General features: G+C 67.0%; 12 protein-coding genes, 3 pseudogenes and 2 riboswitches. Of the genes and pseudogenes, 8 read left to right on the top strand and 7 right to left on the bottom strand.

Annotation, left to right across the window (positions count from 1 at the left end):
- A pseudogene (locus QLQ85_RS03555) lies at positions 1-114 on the top strand (electron transfer flavoprotein subunit alpha/FixB family protein); the annotation flags it as partial.
- 111 nt (positions 115-225) lie between these two features.
- Here QLQ85_RS03555 and QLQ85_RS03550 read toward each other — a convergent pair.
- The gene (locus QLQ85_RS03550; protein ID WP_282737737.1) at positions 226-873 is read right to left on the bottom strand and encodes a TetR/AcrR family transcriptional regulator; all 648 of its coding nucleotides are present in this window, start codon (positions 871-873) and stop codon (positions 226-228) included.
- 290 nt (positions 874-1,163) lie between these two features.
- On the opposite strand from QLQ85_RS03550, the gene QLQ85_RS03545 reads away from it, so the two are divergent.
- Together QLQ85_RS03545 and QLQ85_RS03540 are read left to right on the top strand one after the other, a co-directional pair.
- Complete coding sequence (locus QLQ85_RS03545; protein WP_282737736.1) at positions 1,164-1,322, top strand: hypothetical protein; 159 nt, start codon at positions 1,164-1,166, stop codon at positions 1,320-1,322.
- Positions 1,319-2,146 carry a creatininase family protein gene (locus tag QLQ85_RS03540; protein WP_282737735.1) on the top strand — a complete coding sequence of 276 codons (828 nt, stop codon included), beginning with the start codon at positions 1,319-1,321 and terminating at the stop codon, positions 2,144-2,146. The genes QLQ85_RS03545 and QLQ85_RS03540 overlap by 4 nt, the downstream gene beginning before the upstream one ends.
- Before the next feature lie 17 nt (positions 2,147-2,163).
- Here QLQ85_RS03540 and QLQ85_RS03535 read toward each other — a convergent pair whose 3' ends face one another.
- Positions 2,164-3,258 carry a glycosyltransferase family 4 protein gene (locus tag QLQ85_RS03535; RefSeq protein WP_282737734.1) on the bottom strand — a complete coding sequence of 365 codons (1,095 nt, stop codon included), beginning with the start codon at positions 3,256-3,258 and terminating at the stop codon, positions 2,164-2,166.
- Positions 3,259-3,535: 277 nt separating this feature from the next.
- A riboswitch (TPP riboswitch) is annotated at positions 3,536-3,664 on the top strand.
- A gap of 72 nt (positions 3,665-3,736) precedes the next feature.
- On the opposite strand from QLQ85_RS03535, the gene tenA reads away from it, so the two are divergent.
- On the top strand, positions 3,737-4,405 hold the full coding sequence (gene tenA / locus QLQ85_RS03530) for a thiaminase II (RefSeq protein ID WP_282737733.1): 669 nt from the start codon (positions 3,737-3,739) through the stop codon (positions 4,403-4,405).
- Between the two features lie 85 nt (positions 4,406-4,490).
- A riboswitch (TPP riboswitch) is annotated at positions 4,491-4,609 on the top strand.
- Between the two features lie 91 nt (positions 4,610-4,700).
- Positions 4,701-6,590, top strand: a complete 1,890-nt coding sequence (gene thiC, locus QLQ85_RS03525) for a phosphomethylpyrimidine synthase ThiC (RefSeq protein ID WP_282737732.1) — start codon at positions 4,701-4,703, stop codon at positions 6,588-6,590.
- Between the two features lie 130 nt (positions 6,591-6,720).
- Here the strand turns inward: thiC and betA are convergent, their stop codons facing one another.
- The 4 genes from betA to QLQ85_RS03505 form a co-directional block, all read right to left on the bottom strand.
- Complete coding sequence (betA, locus tag QLQ85_RS03520; protein WP_282737731.1) at positions 6,721-8,412, bottom strand: choline dehydrogenase; 1,692 nt, start codon at positions 8,410-8,412, stop codon at positions 6,721-6,723.
- A 26-nt stretch (positions 8,413-8,438) separates the two neighbouring features.
- Positions 8,439-10,508 (bottom strand): choline BCCT transporter BetT, encoded by a 2,070-nt coding sequence (gene betT / locus QLQ85_RS03515; protein WP_282737730.1) that lies wholly within the window; start codon positions 10,506-10,508, stop codon positions 8,439-8,441.
- A gap of 336 nt (positions 10,509-10,844) precedes the next feature.
- Positions 10,845-11,381 carry a porin family protein gene (locus QLQ85_RS03510; protein WP_282737729.1) on the bottom strand — a complete coding sequence of 179 codons (537 nt, stop codon included), beginning with the start codon at positions 11,379-11,381 and terminating at the stop codon, positions 10,845-10,847.
- Positions 11,382-11,463: 82 nt separating this feature from the next.
- Positions 11,464-12,396 carry an EamA family transporter gene (locus QLQ85_RS03505; RefSeq protein ID WP_282737728.1) on the bottom strand — a complete coding sequence of 311 codons (933 nt, stop codon included), beginning with the start codon at positions 12,394-12,396 and terminating at the stop codon, positions 11,464-11,466.
- 169 nt (positions 12,397-12,565) lie between these two features.
- On the opposite strand from QLQ85_RS03505, the gene QLQ85_RS03500 reads away from it, so the two are divergent.
- The 3 genes and pseudogenes from QLQ85_RS03500 (at position 12,566) to QLQ85_RS03495 (ending at position 13,623) form a co-directional block, all read left to right on the top strand.
- Complete coding sequence (locus tag QLQ85_RS03500) at positions 12,566-12,823, top strand: hypothetical protein (protein ID WP_282737727.1); 258 nt, start codon at positions 12,566-12,568, stop codon at positions 12,821-12,823.
- Positions 12,781-12,976: pseudogene (locus tag QLQ85_RS22845) on the top strand (phosphate acyltransferase); the annotation flags it as partial. The gene QLQ85_RS03500 and the pseudogene QLQ85_RS22845, both read left to right, overlap by 43 nt.
- 44 nt (positions 12,977-13,020) lie before the next feature.
- Entirely contained in the window at positions 13,021-13,623 is a 603-nt protein-coding gene (locus QLQ85_RS03495; RefSeq protein WP_102629615.1) for a class I SAM-dependent methyltransferase, read from the top strand.
- Positions 13,624-13,667: 44 nt separating this feature from the next.
- Here the strand turns inward: QLQ85_RS03495 and QLQ85_RS03490 are convergent.
- A pseudogene (locus QLQ85_RS03490) lies at positions 13,668-13,772 on the bottom strand (thiazole synthase); the annotation flags it as partial.
- Between the last annotated feature and the right edge of the window lie 151 nt (positions 13,773-13,923).

Raw genomic sequence — 13,923 nt, 5'->3', positions numbered from 1 at the left:
AGGGTGATCGTGGCCATCAACAAGGACGAGGAGGCGCCGATCTTCCAGGTCGCCGATTACGGGTTAGTGGCGGATCTGTTCGAGGCGCTGCCGGAGCTGGAGAGCAAGCTGTAACCTCCCCGAGCATGCCGATGCCATACGGCATACCCAAGCATGGCCCCCCAGCAACTGCGCCAGGCCCGGCCGCGCCTGGCGCAGACCCAAGCGCAACGGCATGCCGCCATGTCAGCCCTGAGCGCCTCCCTCCGGCACATAACCATGCCGGGCGTGGAAGCGTTGCAGCTCTCGCGGCTGCGGCGTCTGCCCGGTGAATATCTCGACATAGGCGGGGATGCGCCGCATGCGAACCTCGAGCGCTTCCTGGGTCTTCATCGAGATATAGCCGATCTGGGTGAGGTAGATGGTGCGCCCCCGCACGTTGGCCGCCAGCGCTTCGTATCCGTGTCGCACGAACATCTGCGTCAGCGCCTCGATGCGCGCTTCGTCGGCGGCATCGATCCCCCGGGCCACGTCGTCCGACTGCAGCGCCCAGCTGCGCATCGCAAATTCCAGCTGCGAATCGAACAGCCCGGGATCGAGCCAGCAGTCGAAGACGTTGAGAATCGCTTCGATGATGCTCTCGGCATAGGCCTCGGTCTGCCTCACCAGGCCCTGGGTATTCTTCTCGCGCCAGCGCTCGATCAAGGCGTCCAGCAGCGCCTCGCGGTCCTTGAAGAACCAGTAGAAGCTGGTCCGCGAGAGGTTGAGCCGCTTGGCCAGCGGCAGGATCCGTACGCTATCCACGCCGGAATCGAGCAGCAGCTCGAAGGCCGCATCGAGCCAGGCGTCGCGGGAGCCTTTCCATTTGGCGTTGTGGTTATCGGCGGGTTGCATCGAGACGGTCTCTGTGGGGTGGGAATGCAGGGGAAGTACGGGGGAAAGCCCAAGCGTACATTGATGTCTAGTTTATGTACACAAAGTCATGCCGCCATCCTTCCATGGTGAGACGGACGTGAGGCACTCCATCATGGCCCAAGATCCTCTGCCACCTCCGGCCAGGATCACGGGCGTGAACACGGGCGAACCTCCTCTTGACGGCCATCGCCAGCGTGCAGGATCGCCACTCTGCGACGACACTGTGTCCGAAAGGCCGGAGACCATTTCATGCCCATGCCGTCACGCCCTTGCCCTGCTCGGCATGCCCCGGCGAGGCGGCACTGGCGGTGGCCGATGCCTGTGTGGCGCGATTGGTCGAGCTGGGCGATCATCGATTCAACGCCATCGCCGGCGCCCCCTACGCGCGACTGACCGATGACCGACACGGCATCAAGGAGACCTCATGAGCGACGCCCCCTCCCCCGATCAGACACGATGGGCCCGCTGGCTGGACCTCACCAGTCGCGAGATGGAGTACCTGCAGAGCAGTGCCGTGGCGGTGATGGTGCTCGGCGCCATCGAGCAGCACGGCGCCCATCTGCCGCTCTCCACCGACCTGGACATCGGCCAGGGACTGCTCGAGGAGGCGCTGACTCACCTTCCCGTGCGCTTCCCGCTGGTGATCCTGCCGCCCATGATGGTGGGCGCCAGTGACGAGCACCTGAGCTTTCCCGGCACCCTGAGCCTCTCGCCGGAGCTGGCCATCGCCACCCTCGAGGCCCATGGCGACGCCGTGGCCCGCGCCGGCCTGCACCGGATGGTGTTGATCAACAGCCATGGCGGCAACCAGGCGGTGATGGACCTCGCCGGCCTCCGGCTGCGCCGCCATCACGGCATGATGGTGGTCAAGGTCAACTACACCCGCATGCCGCCGCCCGGCACCCTTCCCGCCGGCGGCCTGCCGTCCGAGGAGCGGCGCCATGGGCTGCACGGCGGCGCCGTGGAGACCGCCATGATGCGTCACCTGGCCCCGCACAAGGTACGCCTCGACCAGCTGGACCATCCCCATTCCTGCGGGGAAGCGATGGAGGAGCAGGGACTGCTGCTGGCCCCGGAGGGCGAGGCCGCCTTCGCCTGGCTGGCCGAGGACCTGCACCCCGAGGGGGTGGTGGGCAATGCCCGGCTGGGCACCGCCGAACTGGGCGGCCGTCTGGTGGCCCATTACGGCAAGCGCATCGCCCGCATCCTGCGCGAGACCCAGGCGATGGACACCGGTCGCACCCGCGGCTGAGCGACCTCGGGGCCGGTTCATGACCCTCGGTCTCCGGGCGCCAGCGAAGCGGACGCCGGGAGATCCAGGGCGACCGCGAAACGTTCGCCGGCCTGCTGCCAGTCCGCCAGCCCCTCACGGGCCCGACGGGCGCCGCGGCGTAGCCGACGGCGCAGCTCGGCATCGTCGAACCAGCGCGCCAGGGCCCCGCGCAGCGCCAGGGCATCGCCGGGCGGCACGGTGATGCCCGCCGCCGGCGGCAGGGTGTCGGCGAGCGCCCCGCCGGTGGTGGTGATCACCGGCAGCCCCCGGGCCAGGGCCTCGGTGACCACCATGCCGTAGCCCTCGTAATGCGAGGGCAACACGAACAGGTCCGCGTGATGGTAGGCCTCGGCCAGGCCGGCGGCGTCCCGTTCGCCCGGCCAGTGCAGACGCTCGGCCAGGCCGTGGCGACGGGTCGCGGCGACGAGGCGGGCGGCATGCGCCGGGTCCCGGTCGTGGCTGCCGATCGCCTCGCCCACCCAGTCGCGGTCGGCGAGCCCGGCCAGCGCCTCGACCAGCAGCTCATGGCCCTTGCGCGGCGTCAGGCTGGCCACGCAGAGCAGGCGATGGGAGCGTTCGTTGTCCTCGAGATCCAGCGCGCTGGCAGCCAGGGCCGCCCGCTCGACCCCCGGCTCGACCACCCGGATGCTGGCCTCGGGCACGCGGAAACGCGACAGGCCCCGGGCGGTGTAAGGGCTGGTGACGATCACCCGGCGGATCGCGGCCAGGGCGCGGGCCTCGCTCGCGAACAGGCGCCGTTGACTCTCCTCGTCGATCCCGGTCTCGTCGGCCAGGGGATGGTGAACGAGGGCGGTGATCGCCAGGCGAGCGGCATGCCGCTCGACCACCTCGGGCAGCCCGCCCATGGCCAGGCCGTCGATCACCACCCGGGCCCCTTCGGGCAACGCCGCCAGGGTCGTGTCCAGGCTCCGCCGGGCCGTGGCGTCGGGGTCCGGGAAACGGCCGTCGAGTCCCGTCACCGCGACCCGCCATCCGCGGCGGCGCAGCTCCGCGACCATGCACGCGTCATAGACATACCCCCCGGTGAGCTGGCCGGGGTCGCCGGCGACGATCAGGGTGAGGTCGGGCATCGAGGTCTCCTCCATCAGGGCGTGTCCTCATAACTGGTCCAGGCGAGATAGGGCTCGTGCAGGGCCACGCTCATGGCGTCGAGCTCGCGATCATTGCATGAGCTAATGCCGCCCGGGCGCCTCGTCGTGGGCTAGGTTCGAGAGAATGGCCCCGCTGCCGGTCAGCATAGCGACAAAGGGCCGACATCGGCGACGAGGGGGGAGCCGAGCTTCGCACGGAAGGCGCTGCGGCAATAGATGGGCTGGCAAGTCACGGCCAGCCTGCTAGACTGGCCCTCGACGCTTGACGGGGTGCCGGTGAATCCGGCTGAGATGGCGCAGGTCGGCCGCGAGGCCACCACCAGCGCTGGTCCCGTGGAACCTGATCCGGTTAACGCCGGCGTAGGGAATCAGGCGGTGGGCCAGCCACGCAGCACCTTCCCGGCCCTCCTCCTTCACCTCGCCCGCGCTCCGGATCGCCGCTTCGACCGGAGGCAAGATGGGTTACCGCTTCGACGATCTGACCGCCGCCTGCCAGGACGACTGGCGCCGCTATGTCGAGCACGACTTCGTGCGCCAGCTCGGCGCCGGCTCGCTCGCGCAGGGTGCCTTTCGCCACTACCTGCAGCAGGACTACCTGTTCCTGATCCACTTCGCCCGGGCCTATGCCCTGGCCGCCTACAAGAGCCGCACCCTGGCCGACCTGCGCCAGGCCCATGAGGGGCTCAAGGCGATCGTCGACGTGGAACTCGGCCTGCACGTGGGCTACTGCCGCGACTGGGGCATCGACGAGGCCGACCTGGCCCGGCTGCCCGAAGCCAAGGCCACCCTCGCCTATACCCGCTATGTGCTGGATACCGGCAACCGGGGCGACCTGCTCGACCTGCACGTGGCCTTGGCGCCCTGCCTGATCGGCTACGGCGAGATCGCCAACTGGCTGAACGCCCAGGCCTTCACCGTCCGCGGCGAGGCCAATCCCTATGACACCTGGATCGCCATGTACGAGGGCGACGACTTCCAGGGCGCCATGCGCGCCGAGCTGGAGTGGCTCGATGCGCGCCTGGCCGACGTCACCCCGGCGCGCTTCCAGGAGCTGTCGGGGGTATTCCGCGACGCCACGCGACTCGAGATCGACTTCTGGCAGATGGGGCTGGACCGCACCGACTGACCGCCTGGCTCCATCGACAGACCCGCGCTGGCCCTGGTCAGGCCGGACGCGGCAGGCAAGATGAGGCTTGCCAAGCAATCGACCACCACGCTTGACGGGGTGCCGTTGAAGACGGCTGAGATCATGCGGCGCACGCGCCCGAGCATGGATCCCGTTGAACCTGAACTGGCTAGGACCAGCGTAGGGATCAAGCGACATGCAGGCTCGGCAAGACCGGACACCCTGCCCCTGTCACTTCCCACCTGTCCTCCCTGACAACACCCCCAGACGTGACACCCCATAGGGAGAACAACCGATGAGCAAGACCCAGCACTTCCTCGCCGAGACCGCCCGCGTCGACGCCGCCGCCGTCCAGCCGTTGCCCGGCTCGCGCAAGCGCTACGTCGAGGGCTCCCGCCCGGACATCCGCGTGCCCTTCCGCGAGATCTCGCTGTCGCCGACCAGGACCTCCGGGGCCGACGAGGAGAACCCGCCGCTGCTGGTCTACGACACCTCGGGCCCCTACACCGATCCCACGGCCGAGATCGACCTGCGCCAGGGACTGCCCGAGCTGCGTCGTGCCTGGATCGAGGAGCGCGACGACACCGAGTTCCTCGACGGGCCAACCAGCGAATACGGGCAGCGCCGTGCCAACGACCCCATGCTCGCCCAGCTGCGCTTCGACCTGACCCGTACCCCACGGCGGGCCAAGGCCGGCAGAAACGTCACCCAGCTGCACTATGCGCGCCAGGGCATCATCACCCCGGAGATGGAATTCATCGCCATTCGCGAGAACCAGCGGCGCCAAGCCCTGGGCACCGAGGAAGTCGAGCGCATCCTCGGCAACCAGCATCCGGGCCAGGGCTTCGGTGCGCGGCTGCCCGAGGAGATCACCCCGGAGTTCGTGCGCCAGGAAGTGGCGGCGGGCCGCGCCATCATCCCCAACAACATCAACCACCCCGAGTCCGAGCCGATGATCATCGGCCGCAACTTCCTGGTGAAGATCAACGGCAACCTGGGCAACTCGGCGGTGACCTCCTCCATCGAGGAAGAGGTCGACAAGATGACCTGGGGCATCCGCTGGGGCGCCGACACCATCATGGACCTCTCCACCGGCCAGAACATCCACGAGACCCGCGAGTGGATCATCCGCAACGCGCCGGTGCCGATCGGTACCGTGCCCATCTACCAGGCGCTGGAGAAGGTCAATGGGGTGGCCGAGGACCTCACCTGGGAGGTATTCCGCGACACCCTGATCGAGCAGGCCGAGCAGGGCGTGGACTACTTCACCATCCACGCCGGGGTGCTGCTGCGCTATGTGCCGCTGACCGCCAAGCGCGTGACCGGCATCGTCTCGCGGGGCGGCTCGATCATGGCCAAGTGGTGCCTGTTCCACCACCGGGAGAGCTTCCTCTACACCCACTTCGAGGAGATCTGCGAGATCTGCAAGCAGTACGATGTCGCCTTCTCGCTCGGTGACGGCCTGCGTCCCGGCTCGGTGGCCGACGCCAACGACGAGGCCCAGATGGCCGAGCTCAAGACCCTCGGCGAGCTGACCCACATCGCCTGGAAGCACGACGTGCAGGTGATGATCGAAGGCCCCGGCCACGTGCCCATGCACCTGGTCAAGGAGAACATGGACAAGCAGCTCGAGTACTGCGACGAGGCGCCCTTCTATACGCTGGGGCCGCTGGTCACCGACATCGCGCCGGGCTACGACCACATCACCTCGGGCATCGGCGCGGCGATGATCGGCTGGTTCGGCTGCGCCATGCTCTGCTACGTGACCCCCAAGGAGCACCTCGGCCTGCCCAACAAGGACGACGTCAAGACCGGCATCATCACCTACAAGATCGCCGCCCACGCCGCCGACCTCGCCAAGGGCCACCCGGCCGCCCAGCGTCGCGACAATGCGCTGTCCAAGGCGCGCTTCGAGTTCCGCTGGGAGGACCAGTTCAACCTCGGCCTCGACCCGGACACGGCCCGCGAGTACCACGACGAGACCCTGCCCAAGGACTCGGCCAAGGTGGCCCACTTCTGCTCGATGTGCGGGCCCAAGTTCTGCTCCATGAAGATCAGCCAGGAGGTGCGCGACTATGCCAGCGAGCATGGCCTCGACGGCGACCAGGAAGCCGTCATGAAGGGCATGGAGGAGCAGGCGGAGAAGTTCCGCAACAAGGGCAGCGAGCTGTATCAGGAGGTGTAGGCACCCCGCTTCCTACCCGCGATGTCACGCCGGCCCCAGGGCCGGCGTGTTCGTCTCGGTCGGAAGTCGCCGCTGGCCGGTGTTCCTGCCTGATCTGACGACCGAGCAGCCAATCGGCCCGGAAGCACCGTCAGGCCTGCCGCTCCGGCCCTCCTTCCCGTTGTGACTGCTGCCAGTCGTCGGGAGCGAATACGGCGGCCTCCGATGGCGGCAGCGGGGGCCGGCCGAGGATCATGTCGGCGGCCTTCTCGGCGATCATGATGGTCGGTGCGTTGATGTTGCCGTTGGTGACCGTGGGCATGATCGAGGAGTCCACTACCCGCAGGTTGTCGATACCGTGTACCCGGCAGTGCGGGTCGACCACGGCCATGGCGTCGGTACCCATCTTGCAGGTGCCGCAGGGGTGGTAAGCGGTCTCGGCACTGCCCGCCACCCAGTCGTCGATCTCCGCATCGCTCTGCACATGCGGCCCAGGCGTAAGCTCCTCGCCGCGGTAGGGATCGAAGGCCGGTTGGGCGAAGATCTCTCGCGTCAGGCGCAGCCCATCGCGATAGGCCTGGCGGTCCGCCTCCTCCTGCAGGTAGTTGAACACCAGCGTCGGGGCGGCCTCCGGGTCGGACGACGCCAGCCGGACCCAGCCCCGGCTCAGCGGCTTGTTGGCGCCCAGATGCACCTGGAAGCCGTGACCCTCGGCGGCGCTCGAGCCGTCGTAGGCGATGGCCCCGGGCAGGAAGTGGTACTGCAGGTCGGGATACTGAAGCCCGGCACGGCTGCGGATGTAGCCGTTGGACTCGAAGTGGTTGGTGGCTCCCAGTCCCTTCTTGAAGAGCAGCCAACGGGCGCCGATCAGCGCCTGGCCAACGGGGTTCAGCCAGCCGTTCAGGGTGATCTTCCGCAAGCAGCGGTGCTGGACCCAGACTTCCAGGTGGTCCTGGAGGTTCTCGCCCACCCCGGGCAGGTCGTGTACCACCTCGATGCCGTGTTCACGCAGGTGGTCGGCCGGGCCGATCCCCGATAGCATCAGCAGCTTCGGGGAGTTGAAGGCACTGGCGGAGAGGATCACCTCGCGGCGGGCCCGCACGCGCTGGACACGCCCCTTCCGGCGATACTCCACGCCCACCGCCTGGCGGCCATCCATCAGCACCCGGGTGGTCAGCGCATGCATCTCCAGGCGCAGGTTGTCACGCCCCAGCGCCGGCTTCAGGTAGGCGTTGGCAGTGGAGCAGCGCACCCCGCCGCGTACCGTCATGTCCATGCGACAGAAACCCTCCTGGCGGAAGCCGTTGTAGTCCTGGCTCTCGCCGTAGCCGGCCTGGCGCCCCGCCTCGATGAAGGCGCGGTAGAGCGGGTTCTGCATGTTGTTGCCGTTGCACACGCCCAGGGGGCCACCGCTTCCGCGGTAGTCGTCCTCGCCGTAGAGGCAGTCCTCGGCGCGCCGGAAGTAGGGCAGTACCTCGGCGTAGCCCCAACCCTCGGCACCGTGCTCGACCCACTCGCCGTAGTCGCCGGCACTGCCCCGCACGTAGGCCATGCCGTTGATCGACGAGGAGCCGCCGATGACCTTGCCGCGCGCCTGGTGCAGCCGGCGCCCCTTCAGCCCCGGCTCCGGCTCGGTATACAGCCCCCAGTCGAAGCGCGGCTTGTTCATGGGAATCGAGAAGGCCGTCGGCATCTGGATGAAGAGGGAGTTGTCCTTGCCGCCGAACTCCAGCACCAGTACCTGGTGCTCGGAGTAGGCGCTCAGCCGGTGGGCGAGTACCGACCCGGCGGAACCGGCACCGACGATGACGTAGTCGACCTCGAAGTCGCAGGAGGTGGCCATGGGAATCTCCTCGCCCTTTCCTGCCGTTACCGGCCCATCTTGACGGGATCGCCCGGCATCGACGTGTTGGCGCCCGGAAGCTCACGCTGGGTGTACAGGAACTGCAGGTGTTGCTCGTACTGGTCGAGGATGTCGGCAATCAGCTGCTCGACGCTGTAGCCATAGACGTCGTAGCCCTGCCCACCCTCGAGAATGTGCACCTCGAGCCGGTAGTAGTTCGAGCCCGCATGGGTATCGCGGATGGAAAAGGCCGGCATCGACGCCCGACGCGGCCAGATCTGGTAGGTGAAGTCCTGCTCCCCCCCCAGGTCGACGTTGAGCGCCAGGTACTCCTCCTCGCCACTGCCCTCGGCGAGTTCTACGCGGAAGCCCTGCTCGCCGAGTACCTCGCGGATCTGCTCCATGGCCGGGCGACCGACTTCGGCAAGGAAGCGGCGTGCCTGCTGGTGGTTGGGGAAACTCACCGCACGGAGCAGCCGCTGGTGCCAGCCACGCCCCTCGCCGGGGGTGGTCCTGGCCGAGAGGTGGCCGGCCATGCTGTGGCGCAGGCTGTCCTCCTTCATGCCCTCGACCTTCAACGCCTTGAACAACCCCAGCATCATCAGGAAGAGCACCAGCGCGAAGGGGAGTCCCATGATCACCACGGCGCCCTGCAGCGCTTCCAGGCCGCCGGCCATCAGCAGGGCCAGGGTCAACATGCCGATGATGGCGGCCCACAGGATACGCATCCAGGAGGGGGCGTCATGGTTGGGGTCGGTGAGCACCGAGGTGAGGTTGGAGAGTACCAGCGAGCCGGAGTCCCCCGAGGTGACGAAGAACACGATAGCCAGCACGGTCACCACCACGGTGGTCAAGCCCACCCAGGGCATGCCCTGCAGGAAGAGGTAGATGGCCGAGCCCGGATTGTTCATGGCCTGTTCCCCGAACTCCATCACCCCGGTGCCATTCATGACCATATCGATGGCGCTGTTCCCCATGATCGACATCCACGCCATCATGAAGGTCAGCGGCAGGATCAGGGTACCGGCGACGAACTCTCGGACGGTGCGTCCCCGGGAGATCCGCGCCAGGAAGAGTCCGACGAAGGGGCCCCAGGCAATCCACCAGGCCCAGAAGAACACCGTCCAGGCATTGAGCCAGTCGGAGGGCGGCTCGAAGGCGTAGGTGTGGAACGACAGGCTGATGAAGTTCGACAGGTAGTCGCCGACGTTCATCACCAGGGCATTGAGCAGGAACACTGTCTGGCCGGTGAAGAGCACGAACAGCATCAGGATCAACGCCAGCAGCATGTTGAATTCGGAGAGCCGGCGGATCCCCTTGTCGACCCCGGTGACCGCCGAGATCGCCGAGAACACCACGATCAACACCGCCAGGGCCGCCTGGGTGAGGGTGCTTTCGGGGACGTCGAACATGTAGTTGAGGCCGAAGTTCAACTGGATGATGCCGATGCCCAGACTGGTGGCAATACCGAAGACGGTGCCCAGCACCGCCGCGATATCCACGGTGTGGCCGATCCCCCCCTCGATGCGCCGGCCGAACACCGGGTAGAGGGCCGAGCGAATCGTCAGCGGCAGCCCATGGCGATAGCTGAAGAAGGCCAGCGACATTCCTACCAGGGTGTAGATGCCCCAGCCGGATAGCCCCCAGTGCAGGAAGGTCAGCTCCATGGCATGACGCGCCGCCGCCACCGTGCCCGGATCCCCCTCGGGCGGCGCCAGGAACTGGGAGACCGGTTCGGCGATGCAGAAGAACAGCAGGTCGATGCCGATACCGGCGGAGAACAGCATGGCCGCCCAGGTCACCACGTTGAAGTCCGGCTTGGAGTGGGCGGGCCCCAGCCTCAACTTGCCGAAACGCGACAGGCCGATGGCAATGACGAATACCAAGTAGAACACCACCGCCAGGAAGTAGAACCAGCCGAAGGTGTCGGAGATCCAGCCCAGCACGGCGAAGATGACGCCGCTCGCCTGTTCGGTGAAAATCATCGTCCAGAGGGCGAAGATCAAGATGCCGGTCGCCGAGCCGTAGAAGACGGTGGGATTGATGCGATCCTTCTGGGCAGCCTCCTCATGGTCACCGGAAGCGGTCGTCGCCATGTCGAACTCCTTTCGCAGCGAGCGACTCGGCCACCGTACATGGCGGCAAGGCTCACGCCTTGATGTCGGCCACTCGAAACCCTCGCCAGATTCTTGGCCGGCTTCCAGAACGGTGAAACGTGCCGGCCCCCTGCCTCGCGTTTATGGTATAGGCAATATGCAGCGGTCTTGTCCAAGGCGATCGTCGCGCCCAGCGTGCCGGTCCGTCCCGGGTCTGCCATGCCGAGGTTCTTCATAGCCCCTTGAAATTCGCGGGCTCCTGATTCAGCGACCGGCCACGCAAAGCGCCCCGCGGCGTTAATCCACGGGGTGCTCGGGTCCCGGCAGCCGGTGCGCTTAGAAGCGGTAGGTCAGGCCGACGCTGGCGGCGTCGAAGGTACTGTCGTCCTGGTCCAGGTAGCGCATGTAGTCGGCACCGACCGCCAGGTTGGGCGTCAGGTCGAACTCGGCGCCGGCACCGTAGGAGAAGTCGGTCTCACGCTCACTGCCTTCGAACGGGCCGACGGTGAACGAGCCCTCCATTTCGCTGACGCCCGCCAACCCGTAGAGCCGAAACTGATCGCCGAGTGGCAGGATGCCCTTGGCATAGGCACCGACCACATGATCGAGTTCGAACTCCACCCCGCGGTTGGTGTCGGAACCGCCGGTCCCCAGGTGGCCCTCGACGGCGAAATAGTCGTTGAACTGGACACCGCCGCGCAGGCGAAGCCCGGTGCTTTCGGCCGAGGGCCCACCATCGGGATTCAACTCCCAGAACATGGCATCACCACCGATGTAGGGCTGAATGCTCATGGGCTGTTGGGCCTGGGCGGTCGTGGACAAGGCCCCCGCGGCCAGCAGAGCGGAGACAGAGGAAATGGCAAGTGTCTTCATGGAGCACCTCAAATTAAGAAACAGCGTTTCCATACGCAACAGCCATTCTGGTACAGCGCATATCCGTGTGCAACCCCTCGCCTCACCCGCGTCGCGAAAAGCTCAGCAGCAGGATGCCGCCGAGCACGATGGCCCCACCGACCAGTTGGCCGGCGGAAAGCATCTGGCCCAGCACCAGGTAACCCAGCACCAGTGAAGCGACCGGCTCCACGTTCATCACCGGGGCGTTGCGTGCCATGTCCAGCCGGGGCAGCGAGACGAACAGGATCGCGAAACCCACGCCGTAGAGCAGGGCCAGGGAAAGCAGTCCCGCCCAGCCGGTGGTGCTGGCCGGCAGGGCCAGGCCGCCCGGCACCAGCCCGCTGACCCCGGCCAGCACCATGATGCCGAACACGATGGTCATGGTCAGCAGGCTGCGCACCGAGTTGCTCACCGCGGCCAGGCGGTGCTGGGTGATCCACAGCGCACAGGCGAAGGCCGTGGCAGCGACCAAGCCGAAGCCGACCCCCACCGCCCAGTCGGGCCCCATGGCCTCCGGTGAGGCGAGCCAGGTCGGGATGTCGAGCACCACGACCAGTCCCACCAGGATGATCGCCATGATCACCACCGCCCGGGCGGTGGGCCTCGGTCCCCCCAGCGCCCAGGTGAGCAGCGCCAACTGGAGGGGAAAGGTGTTCATCAACAGCAGCGCCACCACCACCGGAATACGCGCCACCGCCGAGTAGAGACAGAGACTCTGTATCGCCACCAGCGCCCCCACCGCCAGTTGCCAGCGACGGGTGCCCGGGGGCAGCGCGATCCGCCGCCGCTTGATCAGTACCAGCCCCACCAGTACCACCAGCGCCACGCTGGAGCGCGCCAGGATCGCCACCAGTAGCCCGGTGCCCTCGTCGAAGGCCAGCCGGGCGGCCACGTGGTTGGCGGCGAACAGGGTGGCCAACCCGAGCATCAGCAGGATGGCCAGGTGGCGGGGAAAGGGCTGAACGACAGCCGCGACGGCAGGCGAAAGGGACATGGGACGCGATTCCGGTGTGCGACAGGCTAACGAATGGGCCAGAATGCCAGCGAAGCCGATAGAAGGCTAACGGCATTCACGACTCTCTGACGCAGCGCAGCATGCTAGACTAACGTCTTCTTGCCTTTTCCGCGCCGTCTTTTCTGTTCTGCCGCCTCAAGGACTGCCGATGAACGACCCGGTGCTGGTCATCAACTGTGGCTCTTCCTCGATCAAGTACGCCCTGATCGCCGCCGACCCCGATGCCCCGCGCCTGGCGGGCCTGGCCGAACGGCTGGGCGGCAGCGATGCCCGTCTGAAGGGGCACGACAGCCGCAGCGAGCCGTTCGAGCGTGCCTGGCCGGCGATGATCATGTCCAGGCCCTGGAGGCGATCCTCGACGGCCTCGAGAGCGTCGGCCGTCAGAAGGCCCCGGATTCGCCGGTGACCGGCCCCGCCACGGTGTTCGTCTTCCCCGGCCTCAGCACCGGCAACACCACCTAACAAGGCGGTGCAGCGCAGCGCCCGGGTGGTCAGCGTCGCCCCCATGCTGCAGGGCCTGACGGAACGCGCTCTATCCCGCTCGCCTCTGTCGGCCTAGAGTGGAAGCATACTTTGTTCTCTACGCAGCAAGGAGGCACGCCCATGACCGCGCAAGACCGACCCACGGCCTTGGCAGGAAACGGGAGACGCGCTCAGCTATCGCTCTTCGCACGCAACTTCTTCAAGCACCCCCGCATGCTGGGCTCGATCATCCCCAGTTCCCCCTTTCTGGTTCGGCGATTGGTCGAGCGGATCGACTGGCAGAACACCCGGGTCGTCGTCGAATACGGGCCCGGAGTCGGGACCATCACCCGGGAGCTCCTGCGCCACATGCCACCGGAGTTGACCCTGCTGGCGCTGGAGACCAATCAGGAGTTCGTCGACTTCCTCCAGCAGTCGCTGCCAGATCCCCGGCTCCGAGTGGTGCGGGGCTCCGCCGAGACGATCCAGGCCGAGCTGACCCGCCTGGGGCTGCCCGCCGCCGACTACGTGGTGGCCGGCATCCCCTTCAGCACCATGCCGGCCACGAGCCGCGAGTCCATCCTCATGAACAGCCTCGACGCGCTCTCGCCCCAGGGCTCCATGCTGATCTACCAGTTCTCCTCCAAGGTACTACCCGACCTGCACCGCGTCTTCTCCGACGTAGAGTGCGATTTCGAGCCCCTCAACATTCTCCCGGCGAAGCTCTACTACTGCCGACCCTGAGGCGCCTGTTCGACCACTGCACCGACTGGAGAGATGGACCGCCCTCACCTCCTGATACAACCAGCAACGGGTGATGAGGGCTCGGCTCGTTCACGGTGCGGCATACGCCCCGCCAGAAAGGCACTCCGCCCCGCCTCGACCGCCAGCTTCTGAGGCCTGGGATCGCCGGGATCCCTTGCGCCACTGACGTCCATCCAGCGGGCATTGACTCTGCAGGGCGGCATCACATGCCATTTTCGCCCTTCCTATCGAGCCCATTGGCGGACACCTCCGGAGCGTGAAACGCTTGAAGCCCGTCCT

The organism is Halomonas kalidii (assembly GCF_030010475.1).
GTDB classification, from domain to species: Bacteria; Pseudomonadota; Gammaproteobacteria; order Pseudomonadales; family Halomonadaceae; genus Halomonas; species Halomonas heilongjiangensis.
This window is presented reverse-complemented; position numbering and strand designations above follow the sequence as displayed.

Bases quoted from the DNA above. Each gene is read 5' to 3' on its own strand.
- QLQ85_RS03550 (WP_282737737.1), bottom strand. From the start codon at position 873: ATGCAACCCGCCGATAACCACAACGCCAAATGGAAAGGCTCCCGCGAC.
- QLQ85_RS03540 (WP_282737735.1), top strand. From the start codon at position 1,319: ATGAGCGACGCCCCCTCCCCCGATCAGACACGATGGGCCCGCTGGCTG.
- QLQ85_RS03535 (WP_282737734.1), bottom strand. From the start codon at position 3,258: ATGCCCGACCTCACCCTGATCGTCGCCGGCGACCCCGGCCAGCTCACC.
- tenA (WP_282737733.1), top strand. From the start codon at position 3,737: ATGGGTTACCGCTTCGACGATCTGACCGCCGCCTGCCAGGACGACTGG.
- thiC (WP_282737732.1), top strand. From the start codon at position 4,701: ATGAGCAAGACCCAGCACTTCCTCGCCGAGACCGCCCGCGTCGACGCC.
- betA (WP_282737731.1), bottom strand. From the start codon at position 8,412: ATGGCCACCTCCTGCGACTTCGAGGTCGACTACGTCATCGTCGGTGCC.
- betT (WP_282737730.1), bottom strand. From the start codon at position 10,508: ATGGCGACGACCGCTTCCGGTGACCATGAGGAGGCTGCCCAGAAGGAT.
- QLQ85_RS03510 (WP_282737729.1), bottom strand. From the start codon at position 11,381: ATGAAGACACTTGCCATTTCCTCTGTCTCCGCTCTGCTGGCCGCGGGG.
- QLQ85_RS03505 (WP_282737728.1), bottom strand. From the start codon at position 12,396: ATGTCCCTTTCGCCTGCCGTCGCGGCTGTCGTTCAGCCCTTTCCCCGC.
- QLQ85_RS03500 (WP_282737727.1), top strand. From the start codon at position 12,566: ATGAACGACCCGGTGCTGGTCATCAACTGTGGCTCTTCCTCGATCAAG.
- QLQ85_RS03495 (WP_102629615.1), top strand. From the start codon at position 13,021: ATGACCGCGCAAGACCGACCCACGGCCTTGGCAGGAAACGGGAGACGC.